The following is an 18848-nucleotide window of genomic DNA, read 5'->3' as shown; positions in this document are numbered from 1 at the left end:
CAGCCAAACGTCAACTGGCAGTCAGCCCACAGTTAGCCCACAGTTAGCCCACACGGTGCAACCAGCGCACCGGAACGCCCGCGCCCGCGTAGCGGAACGGCTCCAGCTCATCGTCCCAGGCCTGCCCGAGGGCGAGCTCCAGCTCACGGGACATCCGCGACGGATCGCCTGCGTGCTCCATCGCCGCACGCACCCTGTCCTCGGGGATGACGTTGTTGCCGTGTGCATCGACCTGCGTGTGGAAGATTCCCAGCTCGGGTGTGTGGGACCATCGGCCGCCGTCGACGCCCCGGCTCGGCTCCTCAGTCACCTCATATCGCAGGTGAGTCCACCCACGCAGGGCCGAGGCCAGACGAGCGCCAGTACCGGCAGGTCCCATCCAGGACGTCTCAGCCCGGTACATTCCGGGTGCTGCGGGTTGTACGGTCCAATCGAAGGACGTCCGGCCCTCCAGCACCGAGCCTGCCGCCCATTCGACATGCGGGCAGAGTGCACGGGGCGCCGAGTGCACGAAAAATACGCCGCGGGTGATCACACCTGACATGCCGTTCCCTCCTGTGTGTGGTCGAGATGCGTCTTCCCCAACGTCCTCGGCCCTGCACAGTCGTGAGCGACTCACGGCTTTCGTGCCCCATCATGCCTCATGACAGGCCATTCGTGCACCCCCACCCCACTCCCGGGGTGTCAGAAGCGGACGCGGACCTCCCGCATCGCCTCCCGCCGCACCTCGGCATCGAGCCGGGAGAGGTAGAGCCGTCCGTCCAGATGGTCGCATTCGTGCTGCAGACAGCGCGCCATCAGTCCCTCCCCCTCGACCTGGACGAGCCGGCCCTCCAGATCGGTGCCCTCGACGCGTGCGTAGGTGGCTCGCTGGGTCGGGTAGAACAGCCCGGGAACTGACAGGCAGCCCTCGTCACCATCCTGGATCTCGTCGGAGATCTCGACCAGTTGTGGGTTCAGCACATAGCCGAGGTCACCCTCGATGTTCCAGGAGAAGGCACGCAGGTCGACTCCGATCTGGTTCGCCGCCAGCCCCGCGCGCCCGTCCCGGTCCACCGTCTCCAGCAGATCGGTCACGAGCCCGCGGATCCGGTCGTCGATGCGCTCGATCGGGGCACAGCGGGTGCGCAGCACCGGATCCCCGACCACGCGGATGTCACGAATGGCCATGGCGCACCATCCTGCCACGAGCAGACCGGCACCTCGCGGACCACCCGGGCGGCGCTGATCCGCGTGGGCGCCTCACCAGGGTCGCGCCCACGCGGGAGCACGTCAGAAGTCAGCCAGGTCCCAGGCGTAGGTGGGGACCTCGCCAGTGAAATCGAGCCACGGCTCCCACAGGACGCCGCCCGGCTCGCGCGGGGCATCCATCACGGCCCAGCCCGTGTAGGTCTCCCCCGGGCTCATGTCCGAGGGCGCCTGCTGTGATTCGTCCAAGCAGAACAGCCCGGCGAAGGCGCTGATATCAGCGATCTTGTTGCCCCCGGTGTCGAGGAGACCGAGCTCGAAAGCGCTGAAGCTCCACGTGCCTTCCGAGTAGTCCGCGAGCTCGGGCAACGTGGTGAACTCGAACTCCATCGCCACGTACTCGCCCTCAGCCTCGGCGCAGATGAAGGAGTTCGGATCCGGCTCCCAATTGCGTTCCACCTGCAGCAACCGGACCTCGACGATCGGCGTCCCACTGTCAGTCACGAACGCCGGGTCGGACGGGCTCAGCAGCTCGTAGTCACCGGTCAGGGCACCAGACCCACCGCCATCGTCACTGGGCTCATCGGTCGGCTCATCGGTCGGCTCATCGGTGGTGGGCTCGTCGGTGGGCTCACTGGTGGTCGGGTTATCGGTCGGTTCGCTCGTGCTGGTCGGCTCGACCACAGGCTCCGGCTCGTCCTCGCCACCGAAGATCAGGTTCAGTGCCAGCGCAATACCGCCGATCACGACGACGGCGATCAGCACCACAACACCGATGATCAGACCCGTACGGCTCTTCTTCTGGCCAGGACCGCCCGGCGGCGGACCGCCGGGACCTGGCGCTGGCGTACCAGCGGGCCCCTGACCCCACGGCCCACTGCTGCCGGGAGCGGGCGCAGCAGCATAAGACGCGGCATACGGCTGGCCCGCGCCACCGGCCGGTGCGTACTGCCCGGGAGGCGGCGTCTGAGGCTGGCTCGGGTCGAATCCGCCCGGACCTGGCTGGGAGGAACTGCTGAACTGACCGGAACCGTGCACCTGACCCTGCTGCCCGAACTGCCCCTGCGGATATGGCTGCGAAGCGCCACCTTGCCCCGGTGCGAATCCCTCGTAGCCGGCGCCGGTGACCGAGCCGGGCTCGCCCGCGCTGCCGGCTTGGCCCGGTGTACCGGCGCCACCGTAACCCGGTGCGCCCGACTGCGGTGCCGACGCCGGGAACTGTTCGGTCGGCTGGGCCAGGTGTTCAGTTGGCTGGGCCAACTGCTCGGTCGGCTGGGCCAACTGCTCGGCGGCCGGTTCGGCGGCGGTGTCAGCATCCGAGGTGCGCTGCGCGTCGTGGGCCGCTGGACTGCCCCCTTCCGGCACCGATGCCTGGTCACCCTCCACCGGTTGAGGCTCCACCGGCTGGGGAACCTCTGGTTGCGGCTCCTCCGGAGCAAAGGGCGACGAGGCGGAAGCGGGCGGCACAGGTGGCTGCTGCTCTGCCCCGGCCGCAGGCGCTACGGGGCCACCAGCGTCACCGGGAGCGGAAGGGACGCCGTCGGGAACCCAGAACTGCCAGCCCTGCGGAGCAGGCGGCCACGTCGGGTCCGGTTGCCAGCCCTCGGGCGGCTCCCATCCCGGCGGCGGCGTCGGCCACCCGGGCGGCGGGTTGAATCGGTGTCCCATCACAGCTCCCTGGTCAGTTCCCTCGGACAGCGATCATCCTAGAGAACAACCTGTCCGCGCGCTGCACCCGCCCATGGACAGGACTGCCCACCCGGCCATGCGACCGGGCGGGCCGTCCTTCGACAGTCCGCCCGGGCGTCAGTCGACGGCGATGCTCACAGTCACGAAGGAGTGCGCGGGCAGCTCCACGCGCAGACCGCCCTCGTCGGCTCGCAGGCCCTCGTGCACCTGTGGCGCCACCGCGGCGGGCGCCTCGGGCGTGTTGTGCTCGGCCAGGGTCGGGGCGGTCAGGATCCGGCTCTCGACGGTGCCCACTGTGCACCCACGCAGATCGAGGTGAACCGCAGCAGGCTCGGCAGCGTCCAGGTTCGACAGCGAGACCAGCACCTTCCCGTCCTTGCGGCTGGCGGAGACCGAGACCGTCGCCAGGGTCTCCTCATCTACGGCACGCTGCGGCAGGCCTCCCGGAACGTCGACGCGGAGGCTCTCAGCATCCTGATGACCGGAGTTCATCTCGAAGACGTGATAGGTCGGGGTGAGCACGAGCGCGCCGGAGTCGGGATCGGTGAGGATCATCGCCTGCAGCACGTTGACCGTCTGGGCGATGTTCGCCATCACCAGCCGGTCAGCGTGGCGGTGGAAGATGTCGAAGTGGGTGCTCGCCACCAGCGCGTCACGCATGGTGTTCTGCTGGTAGAGGAAACCCGGGTTCGTGCCCGGCTCGACGTTCCACCAGGTGCCCCACTCATCCAGTACCAGGCCGACCTTCTTGTCCGGGTCGTAGTTGTCCATCACGGTGGAGTGGCGCCGCAGCAGATCGTCGGCGAAGGCGGCCTTGACCATCGTGGCGTAGTAGTCGTCCTCGCCGAACTCCAGGGCACTGCCCTTGTCGTGCCAGGGGCCCACCACGGAGTAGTAGTGCACCGAGATGGCCTGGTAGATCCCACGCGGGTCCTTGCCGCACCCGCCGAGCTCGTTCAGCGCCTTCATCAGGGTCTCGGTCCACACGTAGTCATCGGAGTTCGCGCCCGCCGCGATCCGGTAGAGGGTGTTGTCGCCATGGTCGCGGCAGTACGTCGCGTACCGTCGCGCTTCCTCCGCGTAGTGCTGGGCGGACATATTGCCACCGCAGCCCCAGGCCTCGTTGCCGATGCCCCAGAAAGGAACCCGCCAGGGCTCCTCGCGCCCGTTCTGCTTGCGCAGGCGCACCATCGGCGAGTCGCCGTCCCGGGTGAGGTACTCGACCCAGTCGGCCATCTCCCGCACCGTCCCGGACCCGACGTTGCCGTTGATGTAGGGATCGGCGCCGAGCATCTCGCACAGGTCCATGAACTCGTGGGTGCCGAAGTGGTTGTTCTCCTCGACGTTGCCCCAGTGGGTGTTGACCATGGCGGGGCGCTCGTCCTTCGGGCCGATGCCGTCCATCCAGTGGTACTCGTCGGCGAAGCACCCCCCGGGCCAGCGCAGGTTCGGGATCTTCAGCGCCCGGAGCGCCTCCACCACGTCGCGCCGGATGCCGCGCTCGTTCGGGATGTCGCTGTCCTCACCGACGTAGAAGCCGCCGTAGATGCAGCGGCCCAGGTGTTCAGCGAAGTGCCCGTACACATGGCGGCTGATCACCGGACCCGGGACGTCGGCGTTGATGATGGCGCGCGTGACAGGGACCTCGGTGGTCATGGAGAACTCCAGTGTGCTCGGGAATGGCGACGTTTTAACGTTATTGCAGCGTAGCCGCGAGACCGTCCCGTCACCAGCACCACACGCCTGCACCGCACCTGTGGCACGCCCGCGGGCCTGGCCCCGCGAATGCGCCTCCTACATCGCGCGGCGGTACTGCCCACCGACCTCGTACAGGGCATGGGTGATCTGACCGAGGGTGTGCGACCCGACGGCGCCGAGGAGTTCCGCGAACACGTTCCCACCGCTGCGTGCGACGTGCTGCAATCGCTTCAGCGCGTCCGGAGAGATGGGGTTGCGCGCCTCCTGCCAACGTCGGACGGACTCGACCTGCGCGTCCTTCTCCGGCGCGCCGGCACGCACCAGCATCGCGTCGCCGCCGCGTTGTGCCTCGCCCGGGGGCCGGAAGGTGTTGACCCCCACGATGGGCAGCGATCCATCATGCTTGCCCTGCTCGTAGCGCATCGATTCGTCCTGGATGCGCCCACGCTGATACCCGGTCTCCATCGCGGCCAGTACTCCCCCGCGCCTGTTGATGGCGTCGAACTCCTCATACACGGCCGCCTCGACGAGGTCGGTCAGCTCGGTCATCACGAAGCTGCCCTGCCACGGATTCTCGCAACGGCTCAACCCCAGCTCTTGCTGCAGGATCAGCTGGATCGCCACCGCACGTCGCACGCTTTCCTCGGTCGGCGTCGTCACGGCCTCGTCGTAGGCGTTGGTGTGCAGACTGTTGCAAGCGTCGAACTGTGCGTACAGCGCCTGCAACGTGGTCCGGATGTCGTTGAACTCCACCTCCTGGGCGTGCAGCGAACGTCCGGAGGTCTGGATGTGGTACTTCAGCAGCTGCGAACGCGGTGCAGCCCCGTATCGGTCCCGCAGGGCTCGCGCCCAGATCCGGCGGGCCACCCGCCCGATCACCGCGTACTCGGGGTCCATGCCGTTGGAGAAGAAGAACGACAGGTGCGGGGCGACGTCGTCGACCTTCAAGCCCCGGGCGAGGTAGTACTCGAGCAGGGTGAATCCGTTGGCCAGCGTGAACGCGAGCTGAGTCACCGGGTTCGCCCCCGCCTCGGCGATGTGATAGCCGGACACCGACACCGTGTAGAAGTTGCGCACCCCCTCGGTGACCGCGAACTCCTGCACATCGCCCATCATCCGCAGCGCGAAGTCGATACCGAAGATGCAGGTGTTCTGCGCCTGGTCCTCCTTCAGGATGTCCGCCTGCACCGTGCCACGGACCGTCGCCAGCGTCTCGGACCGGATCCTGCGATACGTCTCGGCTTCGACCAGGTCGGCTCCGTCCACCCCCAGCAACCCGAGACCGAGTCCATCGTGCCCGGCCGGCAACTCGTCCCGGTAGCGCGGCGCCTGCGGGCCGAGCATGGCAGCGATCCGGGCCTGGGCTGTCTCCCAACGCCCGGGATCGGCGCGCAGGTACTTCTCAACCTGCTGATCGATGGCGGTGCGGAAGAACATCGCGAGGATGGTCGGGGCTGGTCCGTTGATCGTCATCGAGACCGACGTCCCCGGCGCGCACAGATCGAATCCGGAGTACAGCCGCTTCATGTCGTCCAGCGTCGGCACGCTCACTCCGGAGTTGCCCACCTTGCCGTAGATGTCCGGCCGCGTCGCCGGATCCTCCCCATAGAGGGTGACCGAGTCGAACGCCGTCGACAACCGTGCGACCTCCTCACCGCGACGGAGATAGTGGAACCTGCGGTTGGTCTGCTCCGGGGTCCCCTCCCCGGCGAACATGCGGGTCGGATGCTCCTCGCTGTGCCGGTACGGATAGACCCCCGCAGTGTAGGGGAACGCACCGGGGGTGTTCTCCGTGTGCAGGAAACGCAACAGGTCACCAGCGCTGTCGAAGTGCGGTGCGGCCACACGCGGCACCGGCGTGCCGCTGAGGGTAGCCGTGCGATTCTCGACGGCGATCTCCCGTCCGCGCACCGAGTAGCGTCCCGTAGCACCCGTCAGGGAGCTGGCTCGTTCGGGCCATCGGCGTAGCAGGTCCAGTGAATCCTCGCTCAGTTCGCCGAGTGCCTGGTGGTAGGCCGCGCGCAGCTGCTCGTGAGTGCTGTCGGCACCGGGCTCGGCGGTACCGGCGATGGGGTACCAGAGCTCGGGCAGCTCGCTCTCCCCCACTGCTGCGAGGGCCCGGTGCAGTGCCTGCACCCGGTCCGCGCTCCGGCACTCGTCCTCGATGCGGGACCGGGTGCCGAGCGCGTGCTCAGCGATCTCGGCCAGGTACCGGCTCCGGTCTGCTGGGATGATCCCGTCCACCCCGAGCACCGGAGCGTCGGCTGCGGGCCCACCGGCCGCGTCGGGGTCTGCGCACCGCTGGGCGGAAGGTCGCGGCGTCCAGCGCCCGCCGAGTCGTGCACACAGAGCCTCGAAGGCGGCGTCCACGCCCGGGTCGCGGAATCGACTGGCGACCGTGGGGTACACCGGGATCTCGGCATCCGTCAGATCGAAGGCGAGCCGGTTGCGCCGCCACTGCTTGCGCACGTCCCGCAACGCATCTTCTGCTCCTCGCCGGTCGGCCTTGTTGAGGATCACCAGGTCCGCCAGGTCGAGCATCTCGATCTTCTCGAGCTGGCTGGCCGCGCCGTAGTCGCTGGTCATGACGTAAACGGGAACGTCCACCAGGCCGGCCACCGAACCGTCCGACTGGCCGATCCCTGCGGTCTCCAGCAGGACCAGATCGAATCCGACGGCTTGCAGGGCCCGGATGCTGCTCCCGACCACGGCGCTGAGAGAGGCGTCACGGCGCCGGGTGGCGAGCGAGCGGACGAAGACGCGCTCCGAGCCCGCACTGTTCAGCCGGATCCTGTCGCCCAGGAGGGCTCCCCCGGTTCGGCGGCGGGTTGGATCGACGGCGAGGACGGCGATCCGCCGCTGATGGTCGCCGCCGAGGAAGCGGATCAGGAGCTCATCGATCACCGAGGACTTCCCCGCGCCGCCGGTGCCGGTCACCCCGACCACCGGAGCCAGCACCTCGGCCCGGTCAGCGGACCGGAGAAGGTGAGAGACGCCGTCATCAGCTGCCTTGCCGTTCTCGGAGGCAGGGCCGCTCTCGATCGCCGGGCCGTTCTCGATCGCGCTGAGCAGGCGGGCCACGGACTGCTCGTCCTCGGGCGCTGGGAGACGAGTCGGTACGACAGGGTCCTGCTGCCTCGCTGTCGCGCGGTCGAGCAGATCCTCGATCATGCCGTCGAGGCCGAGTTCGAGGGCGTCGTCGGGGTGATAGATCCGCTCGACTCCCGCGCGATGCAGCGTCGCCATCTCGTCGCTGGTGATCGTGCCACCACCACCCCCGAAGACGCTGATGTGCCCAGCTCCGCGGCTGGCCAGGCTCTGCACCAGGTAGGTGAAGTACTCCATATGGCCGCCCTGATAGGACGAGACAGCCACGCCGTCCGCCCCCTCCTGCACCGCCGCGCGGACGACGTCCACCACAGAACGGTTGTGCCCGAGGTGGATGACCTCGGCGCCACGATCCTGCAGAAGGCGCCGGATGAGGGTGATCGCGGCATCGTGCCCGTCGAAGATGCTGGCGGCTGTGACAAAGCGCAACGGCCGCTCGGCAATCGGATCCTGCGACGTGGCCGTCACCCGGGCGTCGTCCATCATTCGGGGCTCTGACATGGCACCCTCCTCCGCCCGGGCGCCCTCGCACCGGGCTCCTCGATCGTAAGCCGCGGTTGCGCCATCTGCCCGACATACCGGCGACACTCCACCGTCACCGACCTGCCCCTACGCTGGCAGGGTTATCCAGCCAGGAGGTGGACATGAAGATCGGCATCCTGACCAGCGGCGGCGACTGCCCGGGCCTGAACGCCGTGATCCGCGGGGCGGTACTGCATGGCGTCAAGACCCATCACGACACCTTCGTCGGGTTCCGGCACGGGTGGAAGGGCGTCCTGACCAACGACGCCATCGCACTGGACCGCACCGATGTGCGGGGCCTGGCCGGAGAGGGTGGCACGATCCTCGGCTCCTCCCGGACCAACCCGCTCGACGGCCCGGACGCGGGGGTGGCAACCGTGGCGACCACGCTGCAGCGCCGCGAGCTCGACGCACTGGTCGTGATCGGCGGCGAGGGCAGCCTGGCCGGTGCCAAGCGCCTCGCCGACGAGGGACTGCCGATCGTCGGCGTCCCGAAAACCATCGACAACGATCTGCGGGGCACCGACTACACCTTCGGTTTCGACACCGCGGTCTCGATCGCCACGGACGCGATGGACCGGCTGCGCACCACCGGCGAGTCGCATCACCGCTGCATGGTCGCCGAGGTGATGGGGCGCCACGTGGGCTGGATCGCCCTGCACTCCGGTGTGGCCGTCGGAGCGCACGCCGTCCTCATCCCCGAGCAGCGCGTCGGCATGCCGGAGGTCTGCGCGTGGGTGCAGGACGTGCACGAGCGCGGCCGATCCCCGCTGGTGGTCGTCGCCGAGGGATTCATCCCGGCCGAGCGTGATGACGTCCTCGCGGAGAACGGGACCGACGCCGCCGGACGGCCCCGCCTCGGTGGAGTGGGCGCCCTGGTGACCGCCGAGATCGAGCAGCGCACCGGGATCGAGACCCGGAACACGATCCTCGGGCACGTGCAACGCGGTGGGAATCCCACCGGCTTCGACCGCGTGCTCGCGACCCGGTTCGGGATGGCGGCAGTGGATCTCGCGCACGAGGGCCGCTGGGGTCAGATGGTCTCGATCCGCGGAACAGAGATCGAACGCGTCGATCTCAGCGAGGCTCTCGCCGGACTCAAGACCGTCCCGCAGCACCGCTGGGACGAGGCGCGGGCGCTGTTCGGGAGGTGATGTGCGCCGCGTGACGTGCCATGCGCCCGGCGACCGCCTGTCCACCGTCCGTCCGCGGGCCGTCCAGGGGCCACCCAGGGGCCACCCAGGGGCCACCCAGGGGCCACCCAGGGGCCACCCAGGGGCCGAACTTTCGGCCCCCGAGTGCTTCAGGGGCCGAAAGTTCGGCCCCTGAAGGGGCGTGGCAGCGTGCAATAGCGGCTCCGGAGCCCGACACACCGGGAGAGAGCACCCGTGGTGGGCGGACGACAAGGGCCCCGCGGCCTGGTGGTCGCGGGGCCCTGCTGCTCCCTCAGTTGGACTCGAACCAACAACCGTCCGATTAACAGTCGGATGCTCTGCCAATTGAGCTATGAGGGATCGCGCAGACAATACTAACCCACGGGGGCCGGTGCTCTGACCGCGTCGCGGCCCGCGCTGGATGTGACCTGCGCCGGATGCTCAGGTGGAGGTCGAGAGGCGGCGGCTGCCGGTCACTCGGCCTCAGTCGAGCCCTACAGCGATACGTACCCGGGACTCGAGCGCCTCGGCGCGTTCCTGTACATCCGCCGGCGGACGGCGTGCCCCGGAGATGGTCACCTGGGAGAACAGGCTGCCGTCGGCATTGCGCCGGATCGCTCCGCGCAGATGACCTCCCCCGGGCAACGACACGGTCTCGAGCAACACCAGCGAGTGGTCCACACGCTCCTTGATCGAGTACACCAACTCACGTGTCCGTGATCCGTCACCGACATCCAGGTCGGTGGCCGGAGCGCCGTCCACCCAGGTGACCGTGACCGTCCCGGTCTCGCTGTCCCACCCGGCCGCGTCCACGTCCGACCACAGCCGGTCCAGATGGATCTCCTCGTCTTCCCATGTGATCAAGCCCACCGTCGTCACGACCAGGCCACCACCCCCGGTCAGATCCCCGGTCCCGAGGACGCGGGTGCCCGTACCGATCCGGCGGCGAACGGGGTCCGGCAGCTGGCGACGTCGGCTCATGCCTACGACGGTAACTCCTTCCGGACCCACTAGGCTTGCCGAGCCGCCCCAGTAGCTCAGCCGGTCAGAGCAGCGGACTCATAATCCGTCGGTCGTGGGTTCAAGCCCCACCTGGGGCACCCCTGCGACCGAGGACGGACTCGTACACGGCGAGCGATCCCTCGGCCATCCGGCCCCAGGTGTGCTCTTCAGCGTGAGCACGGCCGGCCGCACCCATACGTTCCCTGGCGGCCGGGTCCGCAAGCAGTCCGCCGACGACGTCCGCCCAGTCACGCGGGTCTCGGGAGTCGAGGATCCGTCCGGTCTCGTCGTCACGGACAGCCTCCACGAGCCCGCCGGAGGCAGCCACCACGACGGGAACCCCGCTTGCAGCCGCCTCCAGAGCCGTCAGCCCGTACGTCTCGGAGTGTGACGGGTTGAGCACGAGTGTTGCCTCCCGCATAAGTGCGGCGAGCTCGGACCGGTCCTGCGGTTCCAGGAACCGCACCCGATCCTCCAGCCCGCGTTCGGCAACGAGCGTGTGCAAGGAGGCCACGTAGTCGTCGTAGCCGGCCGTCGCACCACCACAGATGACCAGATCGGGTCGAGTGTCCCTATCGAGCAGGGCGAGGGTCTTGATCGCCAGCTCGACCCCCTTGAGCGGCTCGAGTCGCGCCGCGACCAGCAGGTAGCCCGGGCCACTGCCCCGTGATCGCCCCACCTCAGGGCGAGGGGTCATCGGATGGAACTGCTCGGTATCGACTCCAGGGGGCACCACGTGCACCCGGTCGGCGGCCGCACCGAGTCGCTCGATGATCGTGCGTCGCTCCGCTGCGCTGACCGCGAGCAGCGCGTCAGCCCGCTCTGCCAGGTGAGCCTCCGCGGCCAATCGCCCGGGCGACTCCGGCCGCTCCCCCTCGGTCAGGTCGGTATGCGCCGGGGCCGCGATGCTGTGGAAGGACTGCACCAGTGGCACGCCCCATCGTGCGACCGCGGGCTCGGCCGCCAGGCCCGAGTACCAGTGATGTGCGTGCACCACGTCATAGCGCGGGCCCGCGGCCAGAGCGGCAGCGAAAGCCGGGACGAAGGCCTCGTGCTCGCGCTTGGGCCGGACCTCACGAGGGCCGGCGGTGACCACCCGCAACTGCACACCAGGATCGAGTTCGCGCACCTCCGGTTCGTGCGGATCGGTCCGGCGAGTGATGACGTCGACGGCGCAACCGTGCCGGGCCAACTCCTTGGCGAGCTCACGGATCACCACATTCATCCCACCGACGTCGCCGGCACCCGGCCGCGCACCCGGGGAGGTGTGCAGGCTGAGCAGCGCGATCCGAGGCAACACTCGGGCAGCGTACTGAATCACGCGTGATCTACCCCGCGCCGCCCGCCGAATGGGACCACGCCGGGCGGCGCGCAGGTCCGGATCTGTCAGTTCAGGGCGTAGTAGGCGACTTCATTCGCGTCATTCGGGACACCGATGGCGAAGACACCATCCTGCCCATCTGAGGTCGGCACCTCGAAGATGTACGTCCCTGAGACCTGCTCCCCCGGATCAACGGGATCGAGGAAGAAGGCATCGTCGGGGGCGACCGCCTGGGAACCGTCGTACTGCTGCTGATCGATGTCGAAGTACGCCATCTGCAACTCGTCGAACACCTCGAGGGTCTCGTCGCTGTTGTTCGTCACCGTGGCGTAGATGTAGACGTACTGCGTGCCGGCCGGCGGATCATCGCTGCCGTCGGCCACGATCTCCTCAGTCTCGTCCCACACCGGGTCGTGCACCGACACGGTCCAGACACCCACCGTGGCCTCGTCACCGAGCGCGAGCAGGTCGCCCGAGGACGTCGGCTCCGGATCCGTCGTGGGATCCTCTGTCGGCTCCTGCGTCGGTTCCTCCGTGGGCTCAGCGGTCGTGGGTTCCGCAGTCGTCGGCTCCGCCGTCGGAGTCGGGTCCGGATCGTCCCCGCCCATGATCTGGCTGATGCCGAAGATCAGGCCACCTATCACGACGATCCCGACCACCACCGCCACGATCGCGATCACAGTCTTGTTCGACGACCCCGAGGGCGGCGGCCCTCCCGGCCCGCCATAGCCCGCCTGACCATAGGGACCCTGGCCCGGAGGCGCCCCGAATCCAGGCTGCTGCGGTGGCTGGCCGGACTGAGGGTGCGGCTGGCCGTAGCCGGGCTGCACAGGCTGACCGTAGCCGGGCTGCGGCTGCTGAGCAGGCTGACCGTAGCCGGGCTGCGGCTGCTGAGGTGGTTGGCCCGGTTGGGGCGGCTGGCCAGGCTGCGAGGGTTGCTGACCGTAGCCGCCTCCGGTCTGGCCTGGACCCGGTTGCCACGGTCCTGGACCACCTGCAGGCGGATTCGGCCCGCCCTGACCATAGGGCTGAGCGGGAGGCTGGGGAGGAGCACCATCGGGCCCAGGCTGCGAGCCGCCGGAGTACTGGCCGTAGGGACCGGGAGGGTTCTGGTCACTCATGCAGCCAGGCTATCGTCCGTGCGGCAAGCGTCGCACACCGCCCTCCGGGCAGCCCCTACCCACACCCGGGCGACGTTCTGCCCCTCGGAACCAAGCCAGTAGTGTCAGCTGACGTCCTGCAACCGACGCCGACGCTCCTCGACCGCCAGCAACTCGCTGAAGGCCTCGGCATAAGCAGCATCCGCCGGGTCCATGCGCTGCAGCCGCCCTTTGGCATCCGCGATCTGCCGGGTGAGCCCCATCCGCAACAGCGCCACGAGCACGCCGCGCGCGTACTGTCCCAACGCCTCCGGGCGGTCCTCCGGCAGTGCGGCCACAGCGAGTTCGGTCACCAGCATGCTCACCGGACCACCGGCCGCCTCCCGCACCTCCTCGGCCCAGCGTGCCGCCGCGTGCTCGCTGCCCTGCGTGCCTGCACCGTCGGCAGCCAAACCTCCTGCGAGCTCACCGAACCGGCGAACACCGCCGACCGCCCGGATGGCATCGTGCACCGCCCGATGCGCCGGGGCAACGAAGGTGTCCGCCCCGAGATCGTCGAAGCCCGCCTCCAGTGCGTGCTGCGGCAGCTGGATCACCACCTCCAGCACCTGCCGCTCGAGTCTGGCCACGGGATCGGAACGGTCCACGGGCGGGTGACCTGCGCCGTCGGACGTGGGCCGGCCGCGATCGTGAGCCGGCGGATGCTGCTGACCCCCGCCACCCTGGGCCGGAGCCCGAGATGCCTGCTGGACGGCGTAGCGGACGGTCGGTTCGTCCAGGCCCAGCCACCCGGCGAGTTCACGCACGTAGCCTGCGCGCAGCACACGGTCACGGATCCGTGCCACGACGGGAGCCCCGACCCGCAGACCGGTCGATCGGCCTTCCACCGTGTCCAGATCCACCTGGCGCAGCACCGAGCGGATCGCGAACTCGAACAGCGGCTCACGTGCACTCACGAGCCCCCGCACCGCCTCATCGCCGCGATGCTGGCGAAGCTCACATGGGTCCACACCGCTGGGTTCGACGGCCACGAATGTCTGGGTGGCGAACTGCTGGTCCTGGTCGAACGCCCGCAACGCTGCCTTCTGCCCTGCCTCGTCACCGTCGAAGGTGAAGATGACCTCACCGCCCAGGGCCGCCCCGGAGGCGAGCATCAGGCCGGCCGTGGAGCCCGCGGTATCGCCCAGCATGCGCCGCACGATCTTGATGTGCTCGGTACCGAAGGAGGTACCGCAAGTCGCGACGGCGGTCGGCACCCCGGCCAAGTGCATCGCCATCACGTCGGTGTACCCCTCGACGACGACCACCTGCTTGCGTTTGCCGATCTCCCGTTTCGCCAGGTCGATCCCGTAGAGCACCTGGGACTTCTTGTAGATCGTGGTCTCAGGGGTGTTGAGGTACTTCGGCCCCGGGTCGTCCTCGTAGAGCTTGCGCGCACCGAACCCGACGACGTCGCCGGCCAGGTCCCGGATCGGCCACACCAGACGGCCACGGAAGCGGTCGTAGCTGCCGCGGTTGCCCTGAGAGAGCAGGCCGGACGCCGTCAGTTCGGCCTCGGTGAAGTGCTTGCCCCGCAGATGGCGGGCCAGATTGTCCCACCCGCGCGGCGCGTAGCCGACACCGAAGTGTTCGGCCGCAGCCCGATCGAAGCCCCGCTCGGCGAGGAACTCCCGTCCGGTCTTCGCCTCCTCGGAGAGGAGCTGGGTCGCGTAGAACTCGGCCGCCACCCGGTGCGCTTCGATCAGCCGTTGACGGCGCCCCGGTTCTTCTCGCGGGCGTCTCGGTCCGCCGTCGTCCTCGTAGCGCAGCTGCACACCCACCCGGGCGGCGAGGTGCTCGACAGCGTCGGTGAAGGGCAGGTGATCGATCTTCTGCACGAACGAGATGACGTCGCCACCCTCGTCGCATCCGAAGCAATGCCACAGGCCGAGCTGGGGGCGCACGTGGAAGGACGGGGTGCGCTCGTCGTGGAACGGGCACAGACCCTTCATCGAACCCACACCGGCGCTGCGGAGCGTGACGTGCTGGCCGACGATCTCCTCGATCTTCGCGCGCTCACGCACGGCCGCGATGTCCTCGCGGCGGATCAGACCAGCCATGAGGTGAGTGTAGGTCGTCCTCGGAAGCCGGCACGCACGTGAGCAACCTGGTTGGGGATCCAGCTACCGGCAACACCCGTCGCAGTACCGGCCACCGGGCCACTCACCAGGGTGCTCGCAGGGCTCGTTGATCGACCGATCGCTGCGTCAGCCACAGAACGCATCACAATGCAGTGCCAACGTCCGGTCCGCACATGCGCGCGTGCCACTCGAGGGCCGAGAGATCGGTGAGCGAGGCCACCTGGTCAACCACGACGCGCAACCGGATGTCGTCATCATCGGCATCGGCGAAGTCCTCGGCGAACATCTCCGCCAGCGCGATCTCGGCCCGGTCGTAGAGCACGGCGACCAGGTCGGTGAGGATCAGCCGCTGCCGCTGATACAGCATGTCCTCCTCCCGCGGGGCCATGACGTAGGTCGCTGCGATGCCCTTGAGGATGCTGATCTCGGCGAGCACCGCATCGGGGATCACCACATCGGCGTCGTAGCGCACCAGCGGCCCGTGGCCGAACTGAGCCCGGGTGGCGCGCCCGGCCGCGTCACAGAAGCGGCCGATGAGCTGACTCGTCATGTCCTTCAGGCGTGCCTGCCCGCGTCGGGTGCCGTCATAACGGGTCACCCAGTAGTCCAGCGCAGAGAGCGCATCGATGGCGGCGTCGAGGTCGGCATCACTCACAGGCGGGTCGTACCAGTCGCGCACTTGAGTGAGCACCCGGTCGCGTTCGACCTCCTGCGTGAGGATGCTCAGATCCACGCGGCCGGAGAACACGGCGTCCTCGACGTCATGGACGGAATAGGAGACATCGTCGGCGAGGTCCATCACCTGGGCCTCGATGCAGCGCCGCAGCGGCGGCGCACCCTGACGGAGCCAGTCGAAGACCGGCTGGTCGTCCTCATAGACCCCGAACTTGCGGGTGGTGCTGCCGTCGGCGCGTACCGGCCCCTGACCGGCCCGCCACGGATACTTGGTGGCAGCGTCGAGGCTGGCGCGCGTCAGGTTCAAACCCACCCCGGCGCCGTCGGGGGTGAACGTCTTGGGCTCGAGTCGCGTGAGCAGGCGCAGAGTCTGGGCGTTCCCCTCGAACCCGCCGATGGCCGAGGCCACCTGGTCGAGCGCGGTCTCACCGTTGTGGCCGAACGGTGGGTGACCGAGATCGTGCGCCAGGCATGCAGTGTCGACGACGTCCGGGTCACACCCCAGGGACTTGCCCAGTTCCCGGCCGACCTGCGCGACTTCGAGCGAGTGGGTCAGGCGCGTCCGCGCGAAGTCGTCGGTCCCGGGTCCCAGCACCTGGGTCTTCGCCCCCAGACGGCGCAATGCGGACGAGTGCACGATCCGTGCCCGGTCCCGTTCGAAGGGAGTGCGGTGCGCGGACTTCGGCGGTTCGGCAAACCACCGTTCGACGTCCTCCGGCCCGTACTCGCCGGGCGCGGCAATGTTCTCGTGGCGCACAGGCTCCACCCTAGTCAGTTCACCACCAGCAGTTCGCTCAGCCGCCCGAGACCGAGGACTCGGCCTGCGCGATCATCTTCCGCAATGCCTCGTCCATCTCGCGGCTGGTCAGCCATCCCTCCGGTACGTGCGGCGTCTTCGGGGTGCCGGCCCGGCCGCGGGGTCCCTCGGCTCCCTCCCCTGGATACGGTTGATCGAGATCGAGTTCCGCGAGCCGCTCGTCCAGCTCGACCAGGGTGCTCACCAGACCGAGTGCTGCCCTCGCCTGACCTCCGACGACGTAGCCCTTCAGGTACCAGGACATGTGCTTGCGCAACTCGCGCAGGGCCTTGAGCTCGTCACCGAAGTGCTCCACCATCAGCTCCGCATGGCGGCGGATCACCCCGGCCACCTCGGCCAGGCCCGGCCGGACCCGCAGATCGGAACCGCTGAAGGCAGCCACCAGGTCGGTGAAAAGCCAGGGGCGCCCCTGGCACCCACGCCCGACGACCACCCCGTCGCAGCCGGTCTGCTCCACCATCGTCAGCGCGTCCTCAGCCGACCAGATGTCGCCGTTACCCAGGACGGGGATGTCGGTGACCGTCTCCTTCAGACGCGCGATCGCCTCCCAGTGCGCAGTCCCGGAGTAGTAGTCCGCGGCGGTTCGCGCGTGCAGGGCCACGGAGGCGGCACCGGCGTCCTGGGCGCGCAGTCCGGCGTCGAGGTAGGTCAGATGGTCGGCGTCGATCCCCATTCGCATCTTCACCGTGACCGGGATCGCGGTGCCGGCCGCTTCCTCGCAGGCGGCGGTGACGATCGCGGAGAACAACTCACTCTTCCACGGCAGTACCGCTCCCCCGCCCTTGCGGGTGACTTTCGGCACCGGGCACCCGAAGTTGAGGTCAATGTGGTCGGCACGTTCCTCGGTCACGAGCATCCGGACGGCGAGGCGCACTGTGGCCGGATCCACGCCGTACAACTGGACGCTGTGTACTCGCTCGCCGGCATCGCGGGAGATGATCCGCATCGATTCCGGCGTGCGTTCCACCAGCGCCCGGGAGGTGACCATCTCCGCGACGTACAGTCCCGCGGGTGCCGGGCTGGCCGCCGTCTCGGGTGCGAGCACGTCCGGCAAGCCGGCGGCGCCCGCCTCGCGGCACAGCTGGCGGAAGGGCGCGTTGGTCACCCCCGCCATGGGGGCCAGTACCACGGGGGTCCCGACGGCGATCGGTCCGATCTGCAGAGCACTCACCTGAGCATTCTCTCAGGTGAGCGGCCTGCGGACGCTGAGTGGTGCGGCGTTCGCCCGGTCAGGCGCCGGGAACCGGGTCGGATCCCGGCCGAGGTGCGGGTGACCGATCGGGCTGAGGAGCATCGCCGGCCGCGCCGGTTGCGGTGCTCGGCGCCGTCCGGACCAGGGCCGCGGCGAGGGCGGTGGTGGCCGGGATCGCGAGCACCAGTCCGATCGAGGAGACCAGCGTGCGCACGACCTCCTCGGCGATCTCCCCCGCCGTCAGGGTGCTGCCCAGCGGGCGGTCGTAGAGCATGACGATCAGCAGCGTCGGCAGCGCAGTGCCGACATAGGCGAAGGCGAGCGTATACACCGTCGAGGCGATGTGGTCCCGGCCGATACGCATGGCACGCCGGAACACCCGCACCCGGGAGTCCGTGGGCGAAGCCGCATGGAGTTCCCACACCGCAGAGGCCTGAGTGATGGTGACGTCGTTGAGCGCACCGAGACCGGCGATCACGATCCCGCACAGCAGGAGATCACGCAGGCCAACCCCGGGCAGCATCGCGTTCAGCATGATCGACGTCTCCGAACCCACGCCGCTGAGCTCGGCTGCCGCCGTGGCCCACCCGGCGAGCGCGGTCGTGATCGCCAGACCAGCGAAGGTGCCCAGGAGGGCAGTCGTGGTGCGGATCGAGACGCCGTGCGCGAGGTAGACCGCCACGAACATCATGGCGCTGGCGCCGACCAGAGTGACCAGCAACGGCGATTCCCCGCTCATCAGCGCCGGCACCAGGAAGACGACGACGACCGCCATGGAGAGCAACAGACCGAGGATCGCCATAAGTCCTCGTACGCGCGCAACGGCGAGCACGAGCAGTCCGTAGACGACGGCGAGGAGAATGAGCGGCGTCCCTCGTACGAAGTCGACGAAGACGTAGGGACTGCCCGAACCCAGCGCACTCGCGGTGAAGAAGACCCGGATGTGGTCGCCGGTGTCGATGCCGGCGGCGTAGATCTCAGGTGCGACCTGCACCGGCACCACGTCACCACTGCCGTCGTGCAGCTCCGCCCGGATCTCCTGGCCGACCTCTCCGGTCACCTCCACCACGGTGGCATCGGCGAAGTTCGGACCGTCGACCGGGTTGGGCTGCGATCCGACAGGTGTCTGACCGCTGGGCCACAGTAGCGCGAGACCGATCAGCGTGCCGATCAGCAGCGGAAGCGTGATCGCCAGCAGGATGCGCCGCGCTCGCCGGGCTTCCCGCCCGCCGAGCGCGACCGGCCCGTGGTGGTGGCCCACG

At 68.9% G+C, this 18848-nt stretch carries 13 protein-coding genes and 2 tRNA genes; 2 read left to right on the top strand and 13 right to left on the bottom strand.

Going from position 1 to position 18848, the window contains the following annotated elements; genetic code table 11:
• Window positions 1–43: 43 nt before the first annotated feature.
• The 5 genes from FV560_RS06510 to FV560_RS06490 all read right to left on the bottom strand — a co-directional run bounded on the left by FV560_RS06510 (window position 44) and on the right by FV560_RS06490 (window position 8184).
• Window positions 44–544 carry a DUF3145 domain-containing protein gene (locus FV560_RS06510; protein ID WP_159620677.1) on the bottom strand — a complete coding sequence of 167 codons (501 nt, stop codon included), beginning with the start codon at window positions 542–544 and terminating at the stop codon, window positions 44–46.
• Window positions 545–684: 140 nt separating this feature from the next.
• Entirely contained in the window at window positions 685–1170 is a 486-nt protein-coding gene (gene def, locus FV560_RS06505) for a peptide deformylase (RefSeq protein WP_159620674.1), read from the bottom strand.
• Window positions 1171–1272: 102 nt separating this feature from the next.
• Window positions 1273–2856 carry a hypothetical protein gene (locus FV560_RS06500; RefSeq protein WP_159620672.1) on the bottom strand — a complete coding sequence of 528 codons (1584 nt, stop codon included), beginning with the start codon at window positions 2854–2856 and terminating at the stop codon, window positions 1273–1275.
• A gap of 138 nt (window positions 2857–2994) precedes the next feature.
• Window positions 2995–4533: an alpha-N-arabinofuranosidase gene (locus FV560_RS06495; RefSeq protein WP_159620670.1), complete on the bottom strand. Its 1539-nt coding sequence runs from the start codon at window positions 4531–4533 to the stop codon at window positions 2995–2997.
• A 138-nt stretch (window positions 4534–4671) separates the two neighbouring features.
• Window positions 4672–8184, bottom strand: coding sequence for a methylmalonyl-CoA mutase family protein (locus tag FV560_RS06490; RefSeq protein WP_200837556.1), 3513 nt, complete (start codon window positions 8182–8184; stop codon window positions 4672–4674).
• A 143-nt stretch (window positions 8185–8327) separates the two neighbouring features.
• Between FV560_RS06490 and FV560_RS06485 the strand changes: the two genes are divergently transcribed.
• Window positions 8328–9359 (top strand): 6-phosphofructokinase, encoded by a 1032-nt coding sequence (locus tag FV560_RS06485; RefSeq protein ID WP_159620668.1) that lies wholly within the window; start codon window positions 8328–8330, stop codon window positions 9357–9359.
• Between the two features lie 287 nt (window positions 9360–9646).
• On the opposite strand, the gene FV560_RS06480 is transcribed toward FV560_RS06485, so the two are convergent.
• Together FV560_RS06480 and FV560_RS06475 are read right to left on the bottom strand one after the other, a co-directional pair.
• Window positions 9647–9719: transfer RNA gene (locus tag FV560_RS06480), tRNA-Asn, on the bottom strand.
• Between the two features lie 123 nt (window positions 9720–9842).
• Complete coding sequence (locus tag FV560_RS06475; RefSeq protein WP_159620666.1) at window positions 9843–10340, bottom strand: hypothetical protein; 498 nt, start codon at window positions 10338–10340, stop codon at window positions 9843–9845.
• 45 nt (window positions 10341–10385) lie between these two features.
• Here FV560_RS06475 and FV560_RS06470 point away from each other — a divergent pair.
• Window positions 10386–10459 (top strand) — tRNA-Ile (locus FV560_RS06470).
• On the opposite strand, the gene FV560_RS06465 is transcribed toward FV560_RS06470, so the two are convergent.
• The 6 genes from FV560_RS06465 to FV560_RS06440 all read right to left on the bottom strand — a co-directional run bounded on the left by FV560_RS06465 (window position 10441) and on the right by FV560_RS06440 (window position 18847).
• Window positions 10441–11661 (bottom strand): glycosyltransferase, encoded by a 1221-nt coding sequence (locus FV560_RS06465; protein WP_235019962.1) that lies wholly within the window; start codon window positions 11659–11661, stop codon window positions 10441–10443. The genes FV560_RS06470 and FV560_RS06465 overlap by 19 nt on opposite strands.
• Before the next feature lie 86 nt (window positions 11662–11747).
• A complete protein-coding gene (locus FV560_RS06460; protein ID WP_159620664.1) occupies window positions 11748–12803 on the bottom strand; it encodes a DUF4352 domain-containing protein in 1056 nt (351 codons plus the stop codon).
• A 104-nt stretch (window positions 12804–12907) separates the two neighbouring features.
• On the bottom strand, window positions 12908–14881 hold the full coding sequence (gene dnaG, locus FV560_RS06455) for a DNA primase (protein ID WP_159620662.1): 1974 nt from the start codon (window positions 14879–14881) through the stop codon (window positions 12908–12910).
• Between the two features lie 163 nt (window positions 14882–15044).
• Window positions 15045–16334, bottom strand: coding sequence for a deoxyguanosinetriphosphate triphosphohydrolase (locus tag FV560_RS06450; protein WP_200837555.1), 1290 nt, complete (start codon window positions 16332–16334; stop codon window positions 15045–15047).
• A 37-nt stretch (window positions 16335–16371) separates the two neighbouring features.
• Complete coding sequence (dusB, locus tag FV560_RS06445; RefSeq protein ID WP_275401891.1) at window positions 16372–17565, bottom strand: tRNA dihydrouridine synthase DusB; 1194 nt, start codon at window positions 17563–17565, stop codon at window positions 16372–16374.
• Window positions 17566–17623: 58 nt separating this feature from the next.
• Window positions 17624–18847 (bottom strand): YibE/F family protein, encoded by a 1224-nt coding sequence (locus tag FV560_RS06440; RefSeq protein ID WP_159620660.1) that lies wholly within the window; start codon window positions 18845–18847, stop codon window positions 17624–17626.
• Window position 18848 lies beyond the last annotated feature (1 nt).

The organism is Ruania rhizosphaerae (assembly GCF_009805705.1).
In the GTDB taxonomy this organism is placed as follows: domain Bacteria; phylum Actinomycetota; class Actinomycetes; order Actinomycetales; family Beutenbergiaceae; genus Ruania; species Ruania rhizosphaerae.
Note: the sequence above shows the minus strand (reverse complement) of the source record. Positions and strands in the feature narration are given on the sequence as shown.